Raw genomic sequence first — 23,151 nt, 5'->3', positions numbered from 1 at the left:
AACTATGGCACTTATTATTTTTTTCTTATTGAAAGTATTAGAGATTTATTCTTATATCTTGGTTGCCTATGCTTTTCTATCATGGATTCCCAATGCCTACGATAGTTGGCTAGGACGTCTGCTCATTAGTCTTGTCAGACCGATTTTAGCCCCTTTTCAGCGCTTTAAGTTGCAGTTTTTAGGCCTGGATTGGACCATTGTTTTAGTATTGTTTTTGATTCACCTTTTGTCGAGAATCCTAGTCTCCTTGTTTTAATCGAATATGAATCAAATGGATCAGCAGCTATTCCAGCATTTTCCGAAAGAAGAGAAAGCCTTTATCGAAAAGGTCATAGATCTTTGTCGGCAGGTAGACAGGACCTACGCTTATCGACTCACTCCCTTTTTGAATCCTAGACAGGATGAGATAGCACAGTCTATTGTAGCGTATTCCGGATTGAGATACTGGACTAGTCGTAGTCTCATGACTACCGAATATTCACGTGGTATTATTGCGCCCGACTACTATGAATTGCAGGAGGATGATTTTGAAACATCCCTAGTTGAGGTTGTCTATCCACAAAAATATGCTAGACTGACTCATTCTCAGATCTTAGGGACTCTGCTCAATCGCTTGGGAGTGAAACGTCAGTACATTGGTGATATTCTTTTGGAAGAAGGACGGGCCTATGTCCTGTTAGACCAGCGCTTTGTGCCACTTCTGATGAGCGAAGTGGAAAAGATTGGTCGAACCCCTGTTCACTTTAAGGAACATCCCTTCCAATCAGTGGTGATTGATCCCTTCACGAATGCGACCCATGAGCAGGTCCTTGTCTCAAGCCTACGGCTGGATAAATTGGTTGCGACTGTCTTTAGGATAGCGCGTTCAAAGGCCTGTCAACTGATTGAAGCCAAGCAGGTCAAGGTTGATTATGTTGCTGTAAGGCAAGTAGGAAAAAGCCTGAAAGAAGGACAATTAGTGAGTGTCAGAGGTTTTGGTCGGGTTCGTATCGGAGATATCATCGGCTATTCCAAACATGGTAAAGTAAAAGTAGAAATAGAAGTTATTAGAAAGTAGGGAAGTATGGTACTTACGTCGTTAGAGCTAAAAGATAAGACATTTGGCACTAAATTTAGAGGGTATGACCCAGAAGAAGTAGACGAATTTTTGGATATTGTAACAGATGATTATGAAGAGCTTGTGCGTAAAAACCATGAGCAGGAGATGGAAATCAAATCCTTGAAAGATCGGCTTACTTACTTTGATGAGCTAAAAGAATCGCTCAGTCAGTCGGTTATTTTGGCACAAGATACAGCTGAAAAAGTAAAAATTGCAGCAAAAGAACAGGCGTCAACTATTATCAAGCAAGCAGAATATGACGGTCAATCACTACTCAATCTATCGAAAGATAAGGCCAACGAGATTTTGCGAACTGCAACGGACAATGCGAAAAAGGTGGCAGTTGAGACAGAGGAGTTGAAGAATAAGACTCGTGTATTCCATCAACGTCTCAAGTCAACGATTGAGAGCCAGCTAGCCCTGGTTGATTCCCCTGAATGGGAAGAGATTTTACGTCCCACTGCTTCTTACCTACAAACCAGTGATGAAGCCTTCCGTGAGGTCTTGGAAGAAGCCTTGGCTGAATCGGTTGATACGTCTGAAGATAGTCTGGATGTAACGCGTCAAATGTCAGCGGAAGAAGTAGCTGAATTGGTACAGAAGGCAGAAGCCCTTGAGCAAGAAGCAGCACAGGCGGTGCTTCAAGAAGAAGTAAGAATAGAAGAATAAGAACAGTATCATAGAAACAGAATGAGCTAGTCATATTTTTAGCGAGTAGGTGATGGTGGAAGACCTACATTCCCTAGCTATCTCATTATCATTCTATTGACTTTTCCCTGAAATCAGTAGGGGGAAACGGTTGCTTCCGTTAATGAGCAAAAGAGGGATGGGCGAATTGTGTCCATCTGAACTAAGGTGGTACCACGAACTTTCGTCCTTTTTGACGAAGGTTTTTTATCGTCACAAAGAAGAAATATGATTCATTTAAAACCAGTAGATGAGACAACGTTTGAAGCAGTCATCCAGCTGTCTGTTGCGAAAAAGGATGAGCGCCGTCTGGCTCCCAACCTCTATTCGCTGGCTCAGGCTTGGCTCTATCGAAAAAAGGAGCAGCTGGAGCCCTTAGCCATTCTAGCAGGAAATCAAGTAGTCGGTTTTCTTTTACTGCTAAAAGAAGAAGAAAAGGAGAGCTATTTGATTTGGCGCTTAATGATTGATCAAGCCTATCAGAATCGTGGTTATGGCACTGAGGCTTTGAAATGGATTATCCAAAGGGCAAAGGATGACCCTGCCTGTAGCCATCTAATCACCAGCTATGTGGTCGGAAATCACAAAATGCGTGGGATTTTGGAAGGTTTGGGCTTTCAATCGACAGGTCTAACCACCAATGAAATTGTCATGACATTAGAAATTTAAAAAGGAGTCGTTATGAAATTAAAAGAAACCCTTAATCTTGGAAAAACAGCTTTTCCAATGCGTGCAGGCTTGCCAACAAAAGAACCTGTCTGGCAAAAGGAATGGGAGGAGGCAAAACTCTATCAAAAACGTCAAGCATTAAATGCAGGAAAACCGCAGTTTATTTTGCATGATGGACCCCCATATGCCAATGGTAATATCCATGTTGGCCATGCGATGAATAAGATTTCAAAAGACATCATCGTACGTTCTAAGTCAATGTCGGGCTTTTACGCACCATACGTTCCCGGTTGGGATACGCATGGTCTCCCCATCGAGCAGGTATTGGCAAAACAAGGCGTAAAACGCAAGGAAATGGACTTGGTTGAGTATCTCAAGATGTGTCGTGACTATGCTCTTAGTCAGGTGGATAAACAGCGGGAGGACTTTAAACGTCTCGGCGTGTCTGGTGATTGGGACAATCCTTATATCACCTTGACACCGGACTATGAAGCCGCACAAATCCGTGTCTTTGGTGAAATGGCGAAAAAGGGCTATATCTATCGTGGAGCAAAACCTGTTTATTGGTCATGGTCATCGGAGTCAGCCCTTGCAGAAGCAGAAATCGAATACCATGATTTGGTGTCTACCTCTCTTTACTATGCGAACCGTGTCAAAGATGGGAAAGGAATCTTAGATACAGATACCTATATCGTTGTTTGGACGACCACACCGTTTACCATTACTGCCTCTCGTGGATTGACCATGGGTGCGGACTTTGAATATGTAGTCGTCAAGCCTGAGAATGATGAGCGCAAATTTGTTGTAGCAGCTGAATTATTGGACAACCTTGCAGAGCGTTTTGGTTGGGAGCATCCGCAAGTAGTTGCAAGCTATAAAGGGCAAGAATTGGATCGAATTGTGACAGAACACCCATGGGATAGGAATCAAGATGAATTGGTTCTAAATGGTGAGCATGTTACTCTTGATTCAGGGACAGGAATTGTCCATACAGCACCTGGATTTGGTGAGGACGACTACAATGTGGGAATCAAGTACGGTTTAGAGGTTGCAGTGACGGTCAATGAACGCGGGATTATGACAGAGAATACAGGTCCTGATTTTGAAGGACAATTCTATGAAAAAGTAGTTCCAACGGTTGTTGAAAAATTAGGTGATTTGCTTCTTGCCCAAGAAGAAATCACCCACTCCTATCCTTTTGACTGGCGGACTAAAAAACCAATCATCTGGAGGGCAGTGCCACAATGGTTTGCCTCTGTTTCAAAATTCCGTCAGGACATCTTAGATGAAATTGAAAAGGTGACTTTCCACTCTGAGTGGGGGAAAGTGCGTCTTTATAATATGATTCGTGACCGCGGTGATTGGGTCATCTCACGCCAGCGTGCCTGGGGTGTGCCTCTTCCAATCTTCTATGCCGAAGATGGAACACCTATTATGACGGAAGAAACGATTGAACATGTAGCAGAACTCTTTGAGAAGTCAGGCTCTATCATCTGGTGGGAGCGAGAAGCTAAGGATTTATTGCCAGATGGATTTACACATCCTGGTTCGCCAAATGGTATCTTTACCAAGGAAACGGATATTATGGATGTCTGGTTTGATTCTGGTTCATCATGGAATGGTGTCTTGCGTACTCGAGCGGACTTGCACTATCCTGCGGACCTATACTTGGAAGGCTCTGACCAGTATCGTGGGTGGTTCAACTCCTCTCTTATCACCTCTGTTGCTTCAAATGGTGTAGCACCGTACAAGCAAATCCTCTCTCAAGGCTTTACCTTGGATGGAAAGGGAGAGAAGATGTCCAAGTCTCTTGGCAATACCATCTTACCGAGCGACGTTGAAAAACAATTTGGGGCAGAAATCTTGCGCCTTTGGGTAACGAGTGTCGACACCAGCAATGATGTCCGAATTTCCATGGATATTTTGAATCAAGTATCTGAAACCTATCGGAAAATCAGAAATACCCTTCGTTTCTTGATTGCCAATACCTCTGATTTTGTACCGTCAGCAGATACCGTTCTTTATGACGACCTGCGTGATGTTGATCAATATATGACGGTTCGCTTTAATCAGGTAGTGGCTAGCATCCGTGAGGCTTATGCAGACTTCAAGTTCTTGGATATTTATAAGACGATTGTGAACTTTGTAACTGTTGACTTGTCAGCCTTTTACCTGGATTTTGCCAAGGACGTGGTCTATATTGAAGGAGCGAAATCGCTTGAGCGTCGTCAGATGCAGACGGTTTTCTATGATATCTTAGTCAAATTGACGAAACTATTGACCCCTATCTTACCGCATACGGCAGAAGAAATCTGGTCCTACTTGGAACATGAATCCGGTGATTTTGTCCAATTAACGGAATTTCCAGAGGTAGCAACCTTTGACCACCAAGAAGATATCTTGGGAATGTGGGCAGCATTTATGGATTTCCGCGCGAAGGCACAGAAAGCCTTGGAAGAAGCGCGGACAGCAAAAGTCATCGGTAAGTCTTTGGAAGCTCATTTGACGGTTTATCCAAACGAAGAGACTAGAGCCTTGCTAGAGGCAATCAATAGTGATGTGGCCCAACTCCTCATCGTGTCCAATTTGACGATTGCAGAAGGAGAAGCACCAGCAACTAGCCTTACTGTTGACAATGTAGCTTTTGGCGTTGAGCGGGCAGCAGGTGAAGTCTGTGAGCGTTGCCGTCGTCTCGATACAAGTGTTGGAAGCAATCGCAACCCCCATCTGGCAACGGTCTGTGATCACTGTGCTTCCATCCTTGAAGCCAACTTCCCCGAAGCGGTAGCAGAAGGATTTGAGTCAAAATAATATAGGAAATAAAAAAACAGCTCCGTGTTAGCTGTAGAAGATAATCATTCAATAATAAGAGGGAGAATCAGCTTGATTCTCTCTTTTGTGGTTCTAATTGCCATGAAAGTTGTATAAAAGAGCGTCAGTCGTCTTTTTTATAGTCTTTGAAAATCACAATAATGCTTGGTCGACTTCTACGCTCCAATATGAAAAATCAAAAAATAGCAAACTATAAGAACTATCTGATTTGCAGTAAAACCTATTATGGGTCGCCTTCTATAACCGTTGTGATTTGTTTTGCTTTTGATAATGGCTCTAGCAAAATATCTTTACTATAGTAAGGGAGTGCTAGTTTTGATTTTTGTTGAGTAAATGCTTAAACATCCTACACGATTTTTACCATGCAGGATGTTTATTTTTTATTTCACAATCGGGATAGACATTTCAATCAAACGATCGGTATGAATGGTGCGAATGCCTGCCTGGTTGATGATTTTTGTATCAATTTTGCGCTTGAGGAAAAAGTCGCGAATCTGTTCGATTTCTGACATTTGCACGGCGCGGTATTTGTTGCTAATTAAGAGTTCATAGTGCAACGGTGCTTGTGTAAAAATAACGTCTGTATTTCCGGCGGAATAAGTCTCCACCAGAAAAGCATCTGTATTTGCTAATTGGTTTTGTACGAGCTGTGCCTGACTGTTTGTCGTGTTGATAATCTTCATGATTGACCTCCAATCATCCTTTGCATTTATTATAGCACTCTTAGGGGGATTTGACTAGCCTTAATCTTGCTGCTGTGCGGATTTCCACTGTTGCACCCCCCACTTGTGACTGCCACGTTTGAGCATGTCAATGGCAGTGTCGATGTCAAACCAAGCGAGGTGGTTAAAGTCTTCTAGGGGCTGACCGATCTCTTGATAGCTAGTTACTCCATAGATATAAGCAGGGTTGTAGTAGTGGGTATCGCGATGGCGCGAGTAGAAGTATTCGTCGGCCTGTCCATAGTAGTCACCAATGGTAGCTGTAAAGCCAAGTTCTTCAATCAATTCACGTTCAAGAGCCGTGTGATGATTTTCCCCAGCCTCGATTTCTCCTCCAGGTAGGAACCAAGCTCCGTTAGGAGCTTGGACTAGAATGATGCGCTCTTTTTGCAAATCAGGAATGACTGCATAGACGCCGTAGCGATTTTGATAGTTTATGCCTGCTTCTTTTTTACCGAATGTTGCCTGTGTCATTATTCTTCCTCAATGATGATTTTTATCATTATAGCATAAATATAGGAAAAAGAAAGGTTATTTTGCCTTTATTGAAATGACTCCTTTACTGGTTAGGACCGCCCGTAAATTCTTTTCTTCAGGGTGTTCCAAATAGAAGTCGGTCAGCGGATCCTCAATGTATTCTTGAATGGTTCTGCGAAGTGGGCGAGCCCCCATTTTTGGATCGTAGCCTAGGTCAACCAATTTTTCCTTAACCTTGTCAGTGACATGAAGTGCCAATCCAGTTGTTTCCAAGCGCTTGTTGACATCAAGGAGCATGAGCTCCACGATATGAAGGAGATTTTCCTTGCTGAGGGCATGAAATTCGATGATGCCATCAAATCGGTTCATAAATTCTGGACTGAAGAAATTGCTGAGTTGCCCCAGTACAGAGTGTGTGCGTCCTTCTAAAGCAGCCCCAAAGCCGACGCTAGCTTCCACCTTACCTGTCCCAGCATTAGATGTCATGATGATAATGGTGTCCTTGAAACTAACGGTGCGTCCTTGACCGTCTGTCAAGCGACCATCATCAAGAACTTGAAGGAACATATGCATGACATCGGGGTGGGCCTTTTCAATCTCATCCAGTAGGATGAGCGAGTAAGGATTACGGCGGACTTTTTCTGTTAATTGGCCAGCTTCCTCGTAGCCAACATAGCCCGGAGGAGCTCCGACCAATTTTGCAACGGCATGTTTTTCCATATATTCTGACATGTCAAAACGAATCATGCTATCGGCAGAGCCAAAGAGCTCGATAGCTAGTTGTTTTGATAGCTCGGTTTTTCCGACCCCTGTTGGTCCGACAAAGAGGAAACTTCCAATTGGACGGTTCGGTGAGCCGAGTCCTACTCGATTACGGCGAATGGCTTTCGCAATTTTATCAACGGCATCATCTTGGCCGATAACATGTTGTTTTAAATCGCTAGCTAGGTTAATTAGTTGTGACTGTTCTTTTTCTTTTAGCTCGCCAACAGGAATATTGGTTTTTTGTTCGATGATCGCTTCGATTTCTTTTTCTGTAATGACCGGGATGTCTTCTTCAGTAATCGTTGCTTTTTGCATTTCCTTGTACTTAGCGATTTGATCACGGTAGTAGGCAGCTTTTTCAAAATCTTCATCTCGGGTGGCTTGAGCCTTGCGATTTTCTGCATCAATCAAACGCTGGTCAATTTCTTTTGGATCAACAAAATTCAAGGTTAGATTCATCTTGGAGCCAGCTTCATCAAGCAAATCGATGGCTTTATCGGGTAGGAAGCGGTCTTGAATATAGCGATTTGATAAAATAGCTGCCGCATCAATCGCTTCATCAGTATATTTGACATGGTGATAGTCTTGGTATTTACTTTGAATCCCCTTCAGAATGGTGATGGTCTCATCTACACTTGGCTCATCCACCTTAACAGGCTGCATGCGCCGTTCCAAGGCCGCGTCTTTTTCGATGATGCGATACTCATTGAGTGTGGTAGCACCGACTAGCTGCATCTCACCACGAGCAAGGGCGGGTTTCAAGATGTTACCTGCATCCATATTGCCATCACCGGCAGAGCCAGCACCGACAATCTCATGAATTTCATCGATAAAGAGAATGATTTCTTTACGACTACGGATTTCTTCCATCAGCTTTTGCATGCGTTCTTCAAACTGTCCACGGATACCCGTTCCCTGAACTAGACTGACGACATCGAGACGAATCACTTCACGACCTTGGAGTTTTTGCGGGACGTCGCCATCGACAATTTTTTGGGCTAGGCCTTCGACAACAGCTGTTTTTCCGACTCCAGGTTCGCCGATGAGAACAGGGTTATTCTTGGTCCTGCGATTGAGAATTTCGATCACGCGTCTAATTTCTTCGTCACGACCGATGACAGGGTCAATATCTCCGCGGCGGGCAATTTCGGTTACATTGATTCCAAATTCCTCCAGCAATCCGTTTGGTTGCTGTGGTGGAGGGGTAGGACCTCCGTTATGGCCATGATTGCCACCGCCAGACTGGGTCGGAGGGGTTTGGTTGCGTGGTTTTCCAGCAGGGGTGTGTCCTGGGATACCTCCGATGTTATTGAAAAATTCACTGAATGGGTCCATATTATTTGGATTTGCAAAATCACCCAAGCCTTTCAAAATGGCATTATTGGGGTCTGTCTTCATAATTTGATAACAGTTATGACAGAGGTCTACTTGTTGTTGTTTTCCATTAAGGTTAGTATAGAGATGAATGGTTGCATCGTTGATATGACAATTATGACAAAGCATGGGCAATCCCTCTTTTCTATCAAAATGTCTGCCTTTTTAGTTCTGAATCATCAAAGAGAGCTACAACTATTGGATCCATCAGAACCAAATAGTCAATAAAGGTCAGATATAAGTTTATTATAACAAGATTTAGCGAAATTGCAAGAATCTGCTATCAAATTAACCGGAAGAAAGGAAGAAGAGTAGCCCTTCTCAGGTGATAAGTCTTTAGGGGAAAAGGAGAAACGGAATTTCTACAGTTATCGAGGGAGAAAGGAGGGAACAACACACGAATCTTATGCATCGCTAGTATCTTTTTAAGGAGCACACAAGGTTGGCAAGGGGAGCAGTCCGTGACTGTAAAGCTGAGAACCAGCATAAGGAGAGAAGAAAAATAGGTCAATCAAGACTTTTTACAGGAAATATGGTAGAATACTTTTATAATAAGAAATTAGGAGAAGTGATATGGAATCACATTTGGTGCGAATTATTAACCGTTTGGAGGCTATGGCGACTGACGGTGGGACCTTGAAACGTAATTTTGAGCGTGATGGGATTGTCGTTGCAGAAGTTGGCTACAGCTTTGATGAGGAGAATGGCTCTGTCTTTACGCTTCGTGATGTTCAAGCGCGTGAGACATACACATTCGATAGCATTGACTTGATTGCAATGGAGATTTACGAATTATTGTACTAATTCCTATTAAGGATGAGAAAGCACTCCGGTGCTTTTTTTGCGAAATGAATATTTAGTAAAAATATTGTATTTTTATTCAAAAATGGTATAATGGGAAGCAACTAGTCTGAAAAGAGGTAAACAAATGGATTTTTCATTCCTTCCCAAGTATTGGGCTTATTTTAACTATGGAGCGATTGTAACGCTGATGATTGCGGCCATGGTTGTATTTTTCGGTAGTATTCTAGGAATCATTTTGGCTTTTGCTCAGCGGAGCAAATTCCGCCCAGTGGTCTGGCTAGCAAATATTTATGTGTGGATCTTTCGAGGAACTCCCATGGTGGTACAGATTATGATTGCTTTTGCAGTCATGCATATCACAGCACCGACCTTTGAGCTGGGGATTTTATCAGTAGATCTGTCCCGTTTGCTACCAGGAATTATCGTGATTTCGATGAACAGCGGTGCCTATGTGTCCGAAACAGTGCGGGCAGGGATTAACGCAGTACCCAAGGGGCAATTAGAGGCAGCCTATTCTTTAGGGATTCGTCCCTTTGAAGCCATGAAGTCAGTCATTATGCCTCAGGCAGTGAAAAATATCTTGCCTGCCTTGGGAAATGAATTTGTGACGATTTTAAAGGATAGCTCGCTCTTATCCACGATTGGTGTCATCGAGCTATGGAACAGCGCAACGACTGTTGCCTCAACAACTTACTTGACCTTGACTCCTCTCTTGTTTGCAGCCTTCTACTATTTGGCCATGACGAGCGTCTTGACCTTGGCGATTCAGGCATTTGAGAAACGATTGAATAAAGGAGGACAGACACATGAATGAAACGATTCTTTCGATTAAAAATCTTCACAAATCCTTTGGTAAACAGGAGGTTCTAAAGGGGATTGATCTGGAGATTGAAAAAGGACAGGTAGTCGTGATTATCGGACCATCTGGTAGTGGGAAATCAACCTTTTTACGGACCATGAACCTGTTAGAAGTACCGACCAGAGGGACAGTGGTATTTGAGGGTGTGGATATTACTGACAAGTCAAATGATATTTTCAAAATGCGGGAAAAAATGGGTATGGTATTCCAGCAGTTCAATCTTTTCCCCAATATGTCTGTATTGGACAACATTACCCTATCGCCAATCAAGACCAAGGGATTGGCGAAGGCCGAAGCTGAGAAAATGGCCCGTGATTTGCTTGAAAAAGTGGGCTTGCCAGATAAGGCAGCAGCCTATCCCCAGAGTCTATCAGGTGGTCAGCAACAGCGGATTGCCATTGCGCGTGGTCTTGCTATGACCCCTGATGTCTTACTATTTGATGAGCCGACTTCCGCCCTTGACCCAGAGATGGTTGGCGAAGTACTGGGGGTGATGAAAGAGCTAGCTAAGTCAGGAATGACCATGGTCATTGTAACCCATGAAATGGGCTTTGCACGGGAGGTAGCTGACCGTGTGATTTTCATGGATGGTGGTGTCATTGTGGAGCAAGGCACACCAGAGCAAGTCTTTGAACAAACGCGTGAGTCGCGTACACAAGACTTTTTGAGCAAGGTCTTATAGAGAAACTCGTCTTTCAGACGATTTTCCTCAAACTTCTTAGATAGAGAAGGTGTTACTTTGAAAGGTTTTTCCAATCGGAAATCAAGGAGCAGGCTTCAATGGATGCTCATTGTCTTTAAGATGTAGATAAAGTCGTTTAGAGAAGTTTTTTTGAGATTGGGTAGATACTCAACTTTCTCCAAAAAGATTGAGATAGCTCACATTATCAAAGACCTAAAATCAACGTTTTTAGCAACATGGTTTTAGGCTTTTTTCTATAGATGGAATGTTTGCCCCATCTCGGCTCATTCGCTCTTGTCTCAGCCAAGAGCGAACAAAAAATAGGAGACTGGTATAACGTTTCATTAAGGAAAGTATCATACTATAGTCATTTGGTTTATACCTAAAGGTAGCCACAGCTGTAATTGACTAAATCTGAAACAGCTGCGTCTCTTCTATTACTTCGATGAGTGAAAAGCTCCAGTGGAGGTTTTCAGCCTACCACCTTTCATTAAAAAAGTGGTCGTTAGAAACTCCGTTTCCCTATTTCCAATCTTGCCCACTTCGCTCTCGGATTTATAGGCTCAGGCTGAAACAGTTCACCGAACTGTTTCACTCTCCCAGACTAGTGGAGCAAGCACTAAAAGTAAACGAAAAGACTATAATACTCTTTAGGCATCAAAAGGATAGGTCGTCAAGAGTCTCGGTGAACTGAACACGGGCTAAAAGCTCGGAAAAAAGATAGGCAGCTGTTTTGGCTTTAGCCGATTACAGCTGAGAATCCCTTTGGGATAGATTTCCTCGTGTTCAACAAACACGTCGTCAATCTCCTATTTTTCATTCGCTTTTTACACGCCCTTTGTATCTTGTCATTGAACACGCCCTAAACTCTGTGCGAAAAAGACAAATCTTCCTAGCTTCAAAGGTATAGTATACCTTTGAAGGCGGGAAATAGGAGTTTGCCTTAGCAAACTCTCAGCAACCCTCTTCGTCAGATTTTCTATTTCCTAGCTCAGACTTCTGTGGTCACTTTCTTGTTTCAACTGGTTAATCCTCGCTTTCCGATTTCTTGGCTCGGGCTAAGCTAATCCACTGGATTAGCTTACTCCCCGAACTGTTTCAATCCTATTTTCGCTTTGAGTTTTTCACGGGCTTTGTATCTTATGTAACTGAGTTCGGACTAAAAATGTTAGAAAAAAGATGAATCGGCTTGCTGACCTGAGTCACCTACTCCGATTCCCTATTTTTCTTTACATTTTCTTAACGTCCTCACATCTTATGTAATTGAGTTCAGCCTAAAACCTCGGAAAAAAGATAGGCTTTCTTGTGTTCATCGAACACTGCGGCAGCCTCCTATTTTTCATTCGGTTTTTTGACGGCTTCACATCGTAATTGTGAAAGCTAGTCTGCTGTTGATTTTTATTGAGTATAATATTGGGTAAATAGATTTTTTTAGTCTGAAGCGAAGAAATTCGCTTTTTTGTGCATTTTTTAACAATATTATTCGGAAATACTCCATTCTCTTTGAAAAGTGGTATACTAGAATTGTTAGAAAACTTTAATGTGATACTCTTCAAAAATCAAAATTATCCGTTGTCAACTTGCCTTGATGAACTCCAGTTCTATCGTCGACTTCGTTTCCTAGGCTACTTTTGATTTTCATTGAGTATGAGATGATTTCATTGGATGATGGAGGGCGGAACAGTGATGTTATTAGATGGAAAGTTACATATTTCTTATCGGATTATCGGTATTGATTTACCAGAGGAAAGCCAGCGTCATTTATCTAATTTAGGGTTAACAGTGGGTCGTTCCTTGCGGCTGGTATCAAAGACTAGAGACAGTGCTATTCTGATGTTAAAAGCCAGTCGTTTGGCCTTTGATAGCAGTATCTTACAGCAGATTGAGGTGGAAGAAGAAGCAGGGATGATTGAAGCCATTCCCTTATCGGAACTCGAGACTGGTCAAACAGCCTATGTAGCGGGAATATTTGCCATGCAGGAAGCTAAGCGACGTCTGATGGACATGGGAATTACACGAAATACTAAAATCTTATTGCGAAAAGTCGCCCCTTTGGGGGATCCGATTGAGATTAGTTTGCGGGGTTATGAGCTGACATTACGAAAATCAGAAGCCCAACTCATCAGTGTCATTCCGATGAAAAGGGAGGAAACACCATGACAGAAATTGCGTTAATTGGGAATCCCAATAGTGGGAAAACCAGCTTGTTCAACTTGATGACAGGTACCAACCAGCGTGTCGGAAACTGGCCTGGGGTTACGGTAGAGAGAAAAAGCGGTGTCATTCGGCATTTCAAGCATCTCAGTCTTCAAGATTTGCCGGGTATTTATTCCATGTCGCCCTATACGCCTGAGGAGAAGGTGGCGCGAGACTATTTGTTGAGTCAGGAAGCAGACGCTATTTTGAATGTGGTAGATGCGACCAATCTAGAGCGTAATCTTTACTTGACGACCCAACTGATTGAAACAGGAATTCCTGTTACGATTGTTCTCAATATGAGCGACTTATTGCAGATGCAAGGGAAACAGCTGGATATTGAAACATTATCCTATCAGTTTGGAGTACCAGTGGTAGCCACTAGCGCTATCAAAAACACGGGGATTGAAGCGGCTTTGAAGGCAGCACAGCGCCATACCAAAGAGAAGGTAGAAGAAATTGTTTTTCCCCTTTATGATGCTCGTTTTGAAGCAGCTGTGTCACAAATTATAGAAGTGCTAGGAGATTCCGTTCCGATGCGACCAGCACGCTTTTATGCTATAAAACTATTTGAACGGGACCATTTGGTTGAAGCAGAGCTGCAGTTATCCCCCGTCCAACGCTCGGAAATTGCTGAGATTATCGCCATAACAGAAGAAATTTTTTCAGAAGACTCCGAATCCATCGTCATCAATGAACGTTATGCTTTCATCGAGCGCATTGCAAAATTGGTACAAAGTGAGGAGTCAAATTTCAAACTCACCCTATCGGATAAAATTGATAAGATTGTCACCAATCGTGTATTGGCGATGCCCATTTTTGCTCTGGCGATGTTTCTGGTCTATTACTTGTCTATTCAGACAGTGGGAACCATGTGGACCGACTGGGTCAACGATGTCTTGTTCGGTGAGTTAGTGCCTAGCTGGGTACAAGCTGGTCTAGAAGCCTTGCAGGTGGCTGGTTGGTTGGAGTCTCTTATTCTAGATGGCATTGTAGCGGGTGTGGGGACGGTACTTGGCTTCTTACCACAGATCTTTGTTCTTTTTGTCTGTCTGGGAATTTTAGAGGACATTGGCTATATGAGCCGCATTGCCTTTGTCATGGACCGAATTTTTAGGCGCTTTGGTCTCTCGGGGAAATCCTTTATTCCGATGCTCATTGCGACGGGATGTGGGGTGCCAGCGATTATGGCTAGCCGGACCATTGAAAATGAACGGGATCGCAAAATTACCATTATGACAGCGACCTTTATGCCTTGCTCGGCCAAGTTGGAAATCATTGCTTTGATTGCAGGGGCCTTTTTCCCAGATAATCCCCTGATTGCCCCATCGACCTACTTTCTTGGTTTGGCAGCGATTGTTTTATCGGGGATTGCTCTCAAGAAAACTCGCTTTTTGGGAGGCTACACTAGTCCATTCATCATGGAATTACCGACCTATCATTTGCCGAAGATGAGTACGGTCTTGCGCTATGCCTTTGTCAAGGCTCTGAGTTTTATGAAGCGGGCGGGGACCATTATTTTTAGTTTGACAGTGTTGATTTGGTTCTTATCTTCTTATAATTTTGCCATGCAGGCGGTTGAAACAGACCAATCCATATTAGCAGACCTTGGTAAAATGGTTGCTTGGATTTTCGAGCCACTTGGCTTTGGAAATTGGCGTGCAACGGTGGCAGCTGTAACAGGACTTGCGGCAAAAGAAACGGTAGTAGCAACGTTTGGTATTCTCTATCATGATAGTTCGCAAGATGGCTTGACCCAGGCCTTGTTGGCGGATTACTCCGCCCTAGCAGCCTATTCTTTCTTGACCTTCAATCTGCTTTGCGCTCCGTGTTTTGCGGCGATTGGAGCCATTAAACGGGAAATGAATGATGTCAAATGGACCCTGGGGGCGATTGGATTTCAGACAGGATTAGCCTACGTGGTGAGTTTTGTGATTTACCAACTAGGCTTGGTGTTACTCTATGGACAGGCATCCACAATCTGGACTATTCTGGCTCTGTTCTTCTTGCTTCTGATGGTTTACTGGGTCGTCAGAAAGCCTAGAAGTCAGCAGGAACAGATTATCAGCTTGAAAAATCTAGCTTTCGCACAGAAATGAGGAAAAAAGATGGCAACTATTATTCTGACAACGCTGATTGCACTCGGGGTTGTAGCTGGATTGCGTAGCTTTATTAAGGGAAAGGGGTCCTGCGGAGAGTGTCAATGTAGCTGTCCTATCAAGGAAGAAATGCGACATTCTACTAAAAGATAACAGATAATACTTTTTAAACATCAAAAGGCTACTTGGTCAGGAGTTTCGGTGAACTGTTTCAACTGGCCACCTAGAAATACGAAAGTGACCACAGAAGCCCGAGCCTAAAAACGAAAGAGCGAGGTTAAGAAGGTGTTCAACAAACACGTCGTCAATCTCCTATTTTTCATTCGCTTTTTATACGCCCTTTGTATCTTTCGTTTCCTAGTCTACTGTTGATTTTTAGTGAGGTGAAGTAGCATTATTTGGAAAAAGTGTTGTGGGATCAATAACTCTCTCCCGAACCTTGGTATGATGATAAGGTGCAGCCCTAGTCAGTCTAGCGGATTTGTAGTATAATGTAGAAAAATGAGATGAGGTGACGATGGTGGCAGTAATGGATGGAAAAGCTCTTGCGGCAAAGATGCAAGGACGATTAGCAGAAAAAACAGCCAAGCTAAAGGCGGAAACGGGTGAGGAACCAGGCTTAGTGGTGATTTTAGTTGGGGAAAATCCAGCTAGTCAAGTCTATGTGCGCAATAAAGAACGCTCAGCCTTGGCAGCAGGATTCCGTAGCGAAGTGGTACGCGTGAGAGAATCCATTTCAGAAGAAGAGCTCTTGCAACTGATTGACAAGTACAACCAAGACCCTGCCTGGCATGGAATCTTGGTGCAACTCCCTTTGCCAGACCACATTGATGAGGAAAACGTCCTCTTTGCCATCTCTCCTGAAAAAGATGTGGATGGTTTTCACCCAACCAATATGGGGAAATTTTGGTCAGGCCATCCGATGATGATTCCTTCAACACCTGCTGGAATCATGGAAATGTTTAAGGAATATGGTGTGGAGCTTGAAGGCAAGAATGCGCTCGTCATCGGACGTTCCAATATTGTCGGTAAACCTATGGCTCAGCTCTTGCTGGATGCAAATGCAACGGTGACCATCGCCCATTCGCGAACGAAACACTTGGCGGAGTTAGCACGCCGTGCAGATATCTTAGTCGTTGCTATTGGACGTGCAAAATTTGTTACAGCTGACTTTGTCAAGGAGGGGGCAGTTGTTATCGATGTTGGTATGAACCGTGACGAAAATGGTAAACTCTGTGGCGATGTGGATTTTGCGGCGGTAGAGCCAATCGCCAGTTTGATTACCCCTGTCCCAGGTGGGGTAGGACCGATGACGATTACTATGCTGATGGAACAGACCTACCAAGCCTGTGAAAGATTTCTGGCTCTGCAAGCACAGGAACTAAATCAGCCCTAAGACCGATGGCAGAAAGTCTGGATTAGGGTATACTAATCTCAATCCTAAATATTTTTCATAATCTCCCGAAAACAGCAGCCAGATGGTTGCTGTTTTTGTGTCTCTCCTATTCTTCGACTCTTGGTTTTATTGGGAATTAGAAATAAGAAAGGGCACAATTTTTCTCAATAATTTTATCCTGTTTGAAGGGAATAGGAGGAGCAGAAAAGAATAGCAACCTTCTATCTGTATCGGTGTCGCCTAATTGGACATGGATGGTCATTGAATATAAGATGGGGTTCCAAGGATAATGTTTCGGTTTTATACAAAATAATGGTATAATTATATAGATATTCAAGAGGAAATGAGAAAGGGGAGGCATGCCAGATTATTTATCGGTCAGTCATTTGACCAAGTATTTGAAATTAAAGTTTGACCGAGATCCATATCTGGAAAAGGTCTATCTAACAGGGCAGGTTTCTAACTTCCGCAAGCGTCCGACCCACCAATATTTTTCCCTCAAGGATGAAACAGCAGTCATACAGGCGACAATTTGGGCGGGTGTTTATAAGAGTCTTAGCTTTGATTTGGAAGAGGGTATGAAGGTCAATGTTGTTGGAAGAGTTCAACTCTATGAGCCAGGTGGTAGCTATTCCATTATCATTGAAAGGGCTGAGCCAGATGGGATAGGCGCCCTGGCTATTCAGTTTGAGCAGCTGAAAAAGAAGTTAGGTGATGAAGGTCTTTTTCAAGACAAATTCAAACAGCCCTTGCCACAATTTGCCCAAAAAATCGGTGTGGTGACGAGTCCCAGTGGTGCGGTCATCCGAGATATTATCACGACGGTTAGCAGGCGGTTTCCAGGTCGAGAAGTGGTGCTGTATCCGACTAAGGTACAAGGAGAGGGAGCAGCGGCAGAGATTGCACAAACTATCCAGAGAGCCAATGAACGCAAGGATTTGGATGTTTTGATTGTTGGCCGAGGCGGTGGCTCCATTGAGGATTTGTGGGCTTTTAATGAAGAAGAGCTGGTGCGGGCAGTTTTTGAGTCGAGGATTCCAATCATTTCCAGTGTCGGACATGAAACTGATACAACGCTAGTAGACTTTGTGGCAGATAGGCGGGCTGCTACCCCAACAGCTGCAGCAGAACTGGCTACACCTGTGACTAAATTGGATGTGTTGACTCATCTGAAACAGCAAGAAAATCGGATGAATAAGGCGGTGGGAAGTCGCTTGAAGTATGACCGTGAACGTTTAGAAAAACTGATTCATTCCGTGATTTTCAGGCAACCAGAGCGACTGTATGATGCCTATGTGCAAAAGATAGATCAGCTACAACTGCGTCTTAAGCAATCGATTTCCGAATATAGAAATGAGGGGCAAAAACGCAGTCAAGTCTTGGCGCAACGCCTCTTGGCTTGTTCACCGATGCAGAGGCTTCTCCTCTATCAGGAGAAGCTAGGGCAGCAGCAACGCTTGTTGCAGAGTAGTATGACCGCGATGTTGGATTACCAGAAGGCAGAAGTGAAACGTTTGTCTGAGAGTCTCTTACTGTTGGATACTCATCGAATCGTGGCAAGAGGCTATGCGATTGTAAAGCAAGATGAACACGTGATAGACAGTATTCATAAGGTTCAAACGAAAGAAAATGTGACCATTCAGCTACGCGATGGTCACCTAGAAGTGGAGATAAAAGATGTCAAAGCAAAAGAAATTTGAGGAAAATTTAGCAGACTTGGAACAGATCGTAGGACGCTTGGAAAGTGGTAATATAGCGTTAGAAGATGCATTGACTGAATTTCAAAAGGGGATGAAATTGTCAAAAGAACTACAAGAAACGCTGAATCAGGCAGAAAAAACCTTAGTGAAGGTTATGCAAGCAGATGGAACGGAAATGGATATGGAATGAATCAGGTAGAACGATTGACTTGGCTTGAGCAGGTTATGCTGGACTTTTATAGTGAGAGGTCGGTGGCGCCTCGTTTGGTGGAGACCATTCTCTACTCCGTTCAGGCGGGAGGTAAGCGATTGCGCCCCCTCTTGTTTTTGGAACTTTTGGAGGGATTTGGTCTATCCTTGACACAAGCCCACATGCAGGTGGCGGCTGCCCTTGAAATGATTCATACAGGTAGCTTGATTCACGATGACTTGCCTGTTATGGATGACGATGATTATCGTCGTGGTCGTTTGACTAGCCATAAGAAATTTGGTGAGGATATGGCCATTTTGGCAGGAGACAGTCTTTTTCTTGACTCCTATGCTTTGGTGGCAATGTCTGAGCTTCCTAGTCAGGTTCGAGTAGAGTTGATTGCAGAGCTTTCTCAAGCAGCAGGAACCTTTGGTATGGTCGGTGGACAGGTTCTTGATATGCAAGGAGAAAAGCGGAGCCTGACCTTGGCTGAATTACAAGATGTGCATGCCCACAAAACAGGAAAACTTCTGGCTTATCCATTTGTAGCAGCAGGAATTATTGTTGGAGTGGAAGAGCATCATAAAGCTGTACTGCGAGAAATCGGTGAATGGCTTGGCTTGGCTTTCCAAGTTCGAGACGATATTTTAGATGTGACTGCCAGTTTTGAAGAGTTAGGAAAAACTCCTAAAAAAGATCTTGTCGCAGCTAAATCCACCTATCCTGCCCTGCTCGGATTGCAGGAGGCAACGGCTTATTTAGAGATGACCTTAGATAAGGTAGTGTCAGGTCTAGCGGCATTGGAAGCACAGTCTAGCTTTCAGGCGGACAAGATTCGAGAAATAGTAGAAGGTTTACGATTAGATGGCTAAGGAAAGAGTAGATGTACTGGCCTACAGACAAGGACTTTTTGAAACGCGAGAACAGGCCAAGCGAGGTGTTATGGCTGGTTTAGTAATCTCTGTCATCAATGGCGAGCGCTATGACAAGCCTGGTGAAAAGATAGAGGAGAACACCGAACTAAAGTTAAAAGGTGAGCAGATGAAGTACGTCAGTCGTGGTGGCTTAAAATTAGAGAAGGCATTGCAGGTATTTGACTTGTCGGTGGCTGGGAAAACGGCTCTCGATATTGGTGCTTCGACGGGTGGCTTTACTGATGTCCTCTTGCAAAATGGAGCTGATTTGGTCTATGCTGTTGATGTAGGAACCAACCAGTTGGCCTGGAAAATTCGCCAGGACGAGCGGGTGGTCAGTATGGAGCAGTTCAATTTTCGCTACGCCAAAGCCAGTGATTTTGAACGGATACCACAGTTTGCTAGTATTGATGTCAGTTTTATTTCCCTCAGCTTGATTTTGCCAGCCCTGTCAGCTATTTTAGCGGATGGAGGAGAAGTGGTTGCCTTGATTAAACCACAATTTGAAGCAGGTCGTGAGCAGATTGGAAAGAAAGGGATTATCAAGGATAGAGCCGTTCATCGCATGGTCTTGGAAAAGGTAGCATCTTTTGCGGTAGAAGCAGGATTTACCATCAAGGCACTTGATTTTTCCCCTATTCAGGGTGGGCATGGCAATGTGGAGTTTTTAGCTTATTTCAAAAAAGAGACCCCTGCTGAAAATCAAGTGACAGTCGCTATTGAAACCATCGTAGAGCAGGCGCATAAGGAATTTAACGATGAGAAAAAAAGAACGTTTAGAGAACATTAGAAAATTTGTAACGGATTTTGAAATCGGTACGCAGGAAGAAATTGTGGAACATCTCCGGCAGTCTGGTATAACTGCGACACAGGCAACGGTATCTCGTGATATCAAGGAATTGGGGATTGTCAAAATACCATTGAAGGATAATAGCTATATCTACGAGTTACCAAAAGCTAAGACATCCAATCTAAAGCTGGCTGAAAGAAATATCTTATCATCGGAGAGTTTGGATAATATGCTGAATTTAAAGCTGGTGCCAGGAAGTACAGCTTTTGTAAAAAATCAGATTGTTGAAGTCTTTGCAGATGCTATTTTTAGTATCATTTCAGATGATGATACCATTTTGATGATTGTACGGGATAAAGACAAGGCACTAGAAGTATTAGAAACGATAAAAAATTGGTAGGTTGTCATGTTACTTGAAATGTCCATTAAAAATTTTGCCATTATTGAAGAGCTTTCCCTTCATTTTGAACAAGGAATGATTGTCCTCACAGGGGAAACAGGTGCTGGAAAATCGATCATTATCGATGCCATGAATATGATGTTAGGAAGTAGGGCAACGACCGATGTTATTCGACACGGCATGCCCAAGGCTGAGATTGAGGGCCTATTTTCGATTGAGCAGAGCCGAAGTTTGCGTGAACTCTTGGAAGAGCAGGGCTTAGAAGTATCAGATGAGTTGATTATTCGGCGTGAGATTTTGCAAAATGGGCGCAGTATCAGTCGTATCAATGGACAAATGGTCAACTTATCTGTCCTAAAGGCCGTTGGTCAGCATTTGGTTGATATCCATGGTCAGCATGATCAGGAAGAACTGATGCGGGCACAACATCATATTGCCATGCTCGATGAGTTTGGAGATGAAGCATTTTTCCAATTAAAAACAGATTATAAACTTGCTTTTGAATCCTATAAAACATTGCGTAAACAGGTACTGACCATTCAGAAAAGTCAAGAGGAGAATAAGGCGCGCATTGAGATGCTCGAATACCAGATGGCTGAAATAGAAGCGGCAGATTTGAAGGTGGGAGAGGATAAGGACCTGCATCAGGAGCGGGATAGGCTGTTGAATCATAAGCAGATTGCAGATACCTTGACCAATGCCTATACCATGCTAGACAATGAAACGTTTTCTAGCCTGGGAAATGTCCGCTCTGCGATGCATGATTTAGAATCCATTGAAGCATTCGACCCGAAGTACAAGGACCTAGCTGGCAGTCTTTCTGAGACTTACTATGTCTTAGAAGATGTGACGAAACGTTTAGAGAGCATGGTTGATGGACTTGATTTTGATGGTAATCGCCTCATGCAGGTGGAAAGCCGTTTGGATCTAATCTATAGTATTACCCGCAAATATGGGGGGGCTGTAGATGATGTCTTAGATTATTTGGAACAGATTACCAAGGAGTACCAGCTGTTAACAGGAGCAGATAGTCCGTCTGATCATCTTGAAAGGGATTTAAAAGCTCGTGAGAAGAACCTGATTCGTTTGGCAGCTGACTTAGCCAATGCTCGCCATTTGTTGGCAGAAAACTTGGAACAAGAGATTAAGCAAGAGCTAAAGGATCTCTATATGGAAAAGGTAGAGTTTCAAGTCCGCTTTAGCAAGGCCAAGTTTGGTCGCGAGGGCAATGAACAGGTGGAATTTTATATATCCACCAATCCAGGAGAAGATTTTAAACCTCTTGTTAGAGTAGCAAGTGGAGGGGAACTATCCCGCTTGATGCTGGCGATTAAGTCTGCTTTCGCCCGTAAGGAAGGCAAGACCAGCATCGTCTTTGATGAAGTGGACACAGGAGTATCTGGCCGTGTCGCCCAAGCCATTGCTCAAAAGATTTACAAGATTGGCTCACAAGGTCAAGTCTTAGCTATTTCTCACCTGCCACAGGTCATTGCTATAGCGGATTACCAGTTTTTTATCGAAAAAATTAGTGATGATCATTCTACCGTTTCCCGAGCTCGTCTCTTAACGACCGAGGAGCGCATTGAGGAAGTTGCAAAAATGCTAGCTGGTGAAAATGTGACAGAAGCTGCCTTGACTCAGGCTAAGGAACTATTAAGGAAAGGATGAGACAGTAGATGTCGAATTACTTTGTCATCGGAGACATTCACGGCAAGGCAGGGATGCTTGAAACCCTTCTCCACCGGTGGAACGGGGAGGATCAGCTTCTCTTTCTAGGTGATTTGATTGATCGTGGGGAAAATGGAAGAGCTGTTTTGGAGCGGGTCAAAGATTTGGTGGAGCAAAAAAAAGCGACCTGTTTATCAGGCAATCACGAATACATGTTTTTGGCTTGGCTAGATGAACCGTGCGAACGTTATGAACATTACAGACGAAATGGTGGCGATACAACGATCAATTCCATTTTAGGACGACCCTTAGAAGCTCCTGTAGATGGGATTGAAGACGCCAAACGTGTGATGGAAGAAGCGGCTGATTTAGTTGCCTTTATCCGCCAACTACCCTTTTATCTAGAAACCGAGGAATTGATCTTTGTCCACGCTGGGCTTGATTTGACTTTGGATAGGTGGCAAGATACGACAGATTATCAGAAGGTCTGGCTACGAGACTCCTTTCATAGGGCAGAAAATAAGACTGGAAAAGGGATTGTCTTTGGGCATACCCCTACGACCTATCTAACAGGGGAACCGATACAAAGTGCGACACTCTGGCAAACAGCTGACGGCAAGATTGGTATGGATGGCGGAGCTGTTTATGGTGGCGTTTTACACGGTATCCGTTTTATAAATGGCAAAATCGCAGAGCATCACGTTATTCCAAATGATGGCTTTATTGCAAATGATGATTAAAAATGTCCCGGTTCGGGGCATTTTTTGGGAGCTGCTACCAATAGCTCAAACCAGAAAAATTTGATATAATGGTGAGAAATAGATACGA

At 43.5% G+C, this 23,151-nt stretch carries 22 protein-coding genes and 1 other annotated feature; of the genes, 19 read left to right on the top strand and 3 right to left on the bottom strand.

The window, feature by feature from the left end; genetic code table 11:
* The first annotated feature begins 4 nt into the window (after positions 1 to 4).
* The 5 genes from BVE84_RS01755 (at position 5) to ileS (ending at position 5,266) form a co-directional block, all read left to right on the top strand.
* Positions 5 to 256, top strand: coding sequence for a YggT family protein (locus BVE84_RS01755; protein ID WP_076995366.1), 252 nt, complete (start codon positions 5 to 7; stop codon positions 254 to 256).
* A 15-nt stretch (positions 257 to 271) separates the two neighbouring features.
* Positions 272 to 1,057: a YlmH family RNA-binding protein gene (locus BVE84_RS11005; protein WP_076995365.1), complete on the top strand. Its 786-nt coding sequence runs from the start codon at positions 272 to 274 to the stop codon at positions 1,055 to 1,057.
* Positions 1,058 to 1,063: 6 nt separating this feature from the next.
* Complete coding sequence (locus BVE84_RS11000; protein ID WP_076995364.1) at positions 1,064 to 1,768, top strand: DivIVA domain-containing protein; 705 nt, start codon at positions 1,064 to 1,066, stop codon at positions 1,766 to 1,768.
* Positions 1,767 to 1,981, top strand: a binding site (T-box leader). Its footprint overlaps the gene before it by 2 nt.
* A 33-nt stretch (positions 1,982 to 2,014) precedes the next feature.
* Positions 2,015 to 2,455: a GNAT family N-acetyltransferase gene (locus BVE84_RS01740; RefSeq protein ID WP_076995363.1), complete on the top strand. Its 441-nt coding sequence runs from the start codon at positions 2,015 to 2,017 to the stop codon at positions 2,453 to 2,455.
* 12 nt (positions 2,456 to 2,467) lie between these two features.
* Positions 2,468 to 5,266, top strand: a complete 2,799-nt coding sequence (ileS, locus tag BVE84_RS01735) for an isoleucine--tRNA ligase (RefSeq protein WP_076995362.1) — start codon at positions 2,468 to 2,470, stop codon at positions 5,264 to 5,266.
* 401 nt (positions 5,267 to 5,667) lie between these two features.
* Here ileS and BVE84_RS01730 read toward each other — a convergent pair whose 3' ends face one another.
* Genes BVE84_RS01730 through BVE84_RS01720 form a run of 3 tightly spaced genes read right to left on the bottom strand, consistent with a single transcriptional unit; the run spans position 5,668 to position 8,754 of the window.
* Positions 5,668 to 5,970, bottom strand: a complete 303-nt coding sequence (locus tag BVE84_RS01730) for a DUF1827 family protein (RefSeq protein WP_076995361.1) — start codon at positions 5,968 to 5,970, stop codon at positions 5,668 to 5,670.
* Between the two features lie 60 nt (positions 5,971 to 6,030).
* Positions 6,031 to 6,483, bottom strand: a complete 453-nt coding sequence (locus tag BVE84_RS01725; protein ID WP_076995360.1) for an NUDIX hydrolase — start codon at positions 6,481 to 6,483, stop codon at positions 6,031 to 6,033.
* 57 nt (positions 6,484 to 6,540) lie between these two features.
* Positions 6,541 to 8,754 (bottom strand): ATP-dependent Clp protease ATP-binding subunit, encoded by a 2,214-nt coding sequence (locus BVE84_RS01720; protein ID WP_076995359.1) that lies wholly within the window; start codon positions 8,752 to 8,754, stop codon positions 6,541 to 6,543.
* A gap of 444 nt (positions 8,755 to 9,198) precedes the next feature.
* Here BVE84_RS01720 and BVE84_RS01715 point away from each other — a divergent pair, with 444 nt between their 5' ends.
* From BVE84_RS01715 to BVE84_RS01655, 14 genes are all read left to right on the top strand, one after another.
* Positions 9,199 to 9,429 (top strand): DUF1797 family protein, encoded by a 231-nt coding sequence (locus tag BVE84_RS01715; RefSeq protein WP_076995358.1) that lies wholly within the window; start codon positions 9,199 to 9,201, stop codon positions 9,427 to 9,429.
* 124 nt (positions 9,430 to 9,553) lie between these two features.
* On the top strand, positions 9,554 to 10,243 hold the full coding sequence (locus BVE84_RS01710; protein ID WP_076995357.1) for an amino acid ABC transporter permease: 690 nt from the start codon (positions 9,554 to 9,556) through the stop codon (positions 10,241 to 10,243).
* A complete protein-coding gene (locus tag BVE84_RS01705; protein ID WP_076995356.1) occupies positions 10,236 to 10,970 on the top strand; it encodes an amino acid ABC transporter ATP-binding protein in 735 nt (244 codons plus the stop codon). The genes BVE84_RS01710 and BVE84_RS01705 overlap by 8 nt, the downstream gene beginning before the upstream one ends.
* A 1,686-nt stretch (positions 10,971 to 12,656) precedes the next feature.
* On the top strand, positions 12,657 to 13,130 hold the full coding sequence (locus BVE84_RS01700; protein ID WP_370592826.1) for a FeoA family protein: 474 nt from the start codon (positions 12,657 to 12,659) through the stop codon (positions 13,128 to 13,130).
* Positions 13,127 to 15,265, top strand: a complete 2,139-nt coding sequence (feoB, locus tag BVE84_RS01695; RefSeq protein ID WP_076995355.1) for a ferrous iron transport protein B — start codon at positions 13,127 to 13,129, stop codon at positions 15,263 to 15,265. The genes BVE84_RS01700 and feoB overlap by 4 nt, the downstream gene beginning before the upstream one ends.
* A 9-nt stretch (positions 15,266 to 15,274) precedes the next feature.
* Positions 15,275 to 15,418, top strand: a complete 144-nt coding sequence (locus BVE84_RS10635) for a FeoB-associated Cys-rich membrane protein (protein ID WP_135017410.1) — start codon at positions 15,275 to 15,277, stop codon at positions 15,416 to 15,418.
* 364 nt (positions 15,419 to 15,782) lie between these two features.
* Positions 15,783 to 16,661, top strand: a complete 879-nt coding sequence (locus BVE84_RS01690; RefSeq protein WP_076995354.1) for a bifunctional methylenetetrahydrofolate dehydrogenase/methenyltetrahydrofolate cyclohydrolase — start codon at positions 15,783 to 15,785, stop codon at positions 16,659 to 16,661.
* A gap of 359 nt (positions 16,662 to 17,020) precedes the next feature.
* A complete protein-coding gene (gene xseA / locus BVE84_RS01685) occupies positions 17,021 to 18,361 on the top strand; it encodes an exodeoxyribonuclease VII large subunit (protein ID WP_076995353.1) in 1,341 nt (446 codons plus the stop codon).
* Complete coding sequence (locus tag BVE84_RS01680) at positions 18,339 to 18,551, top strand: exodeoxyribonuclease VII small subunit (RefSeq protein WP_076995352.1); 213 nt, start codon at positions 18,339 to 18,341, stop codon at positions 18,549 to 18,551. The genes xseA and BVE84_RS01680 overlap by 23 nt, the downstream gene beginning before the upstream one ends.
* Positions 18,548 to 19,423 (top strand): polyprenyl synthetase family protein, encoded by an 876-nt coding sequence (locus BVE84_RS01675; protein ID WP_076995351.1) that lies wholly within the window; start codon positions 18,548 to 18,550, stop codon positions 19,421 to 19,423. The genes BVE84_RS01680 and BVE84_RS01675 overlap by 4 nt, the downstream gene beginning before the upstream one ends.
* Entirely contained in the window at positions 19,416 to 20,255 is an 840-nt protein-coding gene (locus BVE84_RS01670) for a TlyA family RNA methyltransferase (RefSeq protein ID WP_076995350.1), read from the top strand. The genes BVE84_RS01675 and BVE84_RS01670 overlap by 8 nt, the downstream gene beginning before the upstream one ends.
* Entirely contained in the window at positions 20,224 to 20,655 is a 432-nt protein-coding gene (locus BVE84_RS01665) for an arginine repressor (RefSeq protein ID WP_076995349.1), read from the top strand. The genes BVE84_RS01670 and BVE84_RS01665 overlap by 32 nt, the downstream gene beginning before the upstream one ends.
* A gap of 6 nt (positions 20,656 to 20,661) precedes the next feature.
* On the top strand, positions 20,662 to 22,323 hold the full coding sequence (gene recN, locus BVE84_RS01660; RefSeq protein WP_076995348.1) for a DNA repair protein RecN: 1,662 nt from the start codon (positions 20,662 to 20,664) through the stop codon (positions 22,321 to 22,323).
* 8 nt (positions 22,324 to 22,331) lie between these two features.
* Positions 22,332 to 23,063 carry a metallophosphoesterase gene (locus BVE84_RS01655; protein ID WP_076995347.1) on the top strand — a complete coding sequence of 244 codons (732 nt, stop codon included), beginning with the start codon at positions 22,332 to 22,334 and terminating at the stop codon, positions 23,061 to 23,063.
* Positions 23,064 to 23,151: the final 88 nt, after the last annotated feature.

This window comes from Streptococcus azizii, from assembly GCF_001984715.1.
GTDB lineage: Bacteria > Bacillota > Bacilli > Lactobacillales > Streptococcaceae > Streptococcus > Streptococcus azizii.
The sequence above is the reverse complement of the archived record's forward strand: the minus strand, read 5'-3'. Positions and strand labels throughout refer to the sequence as shown.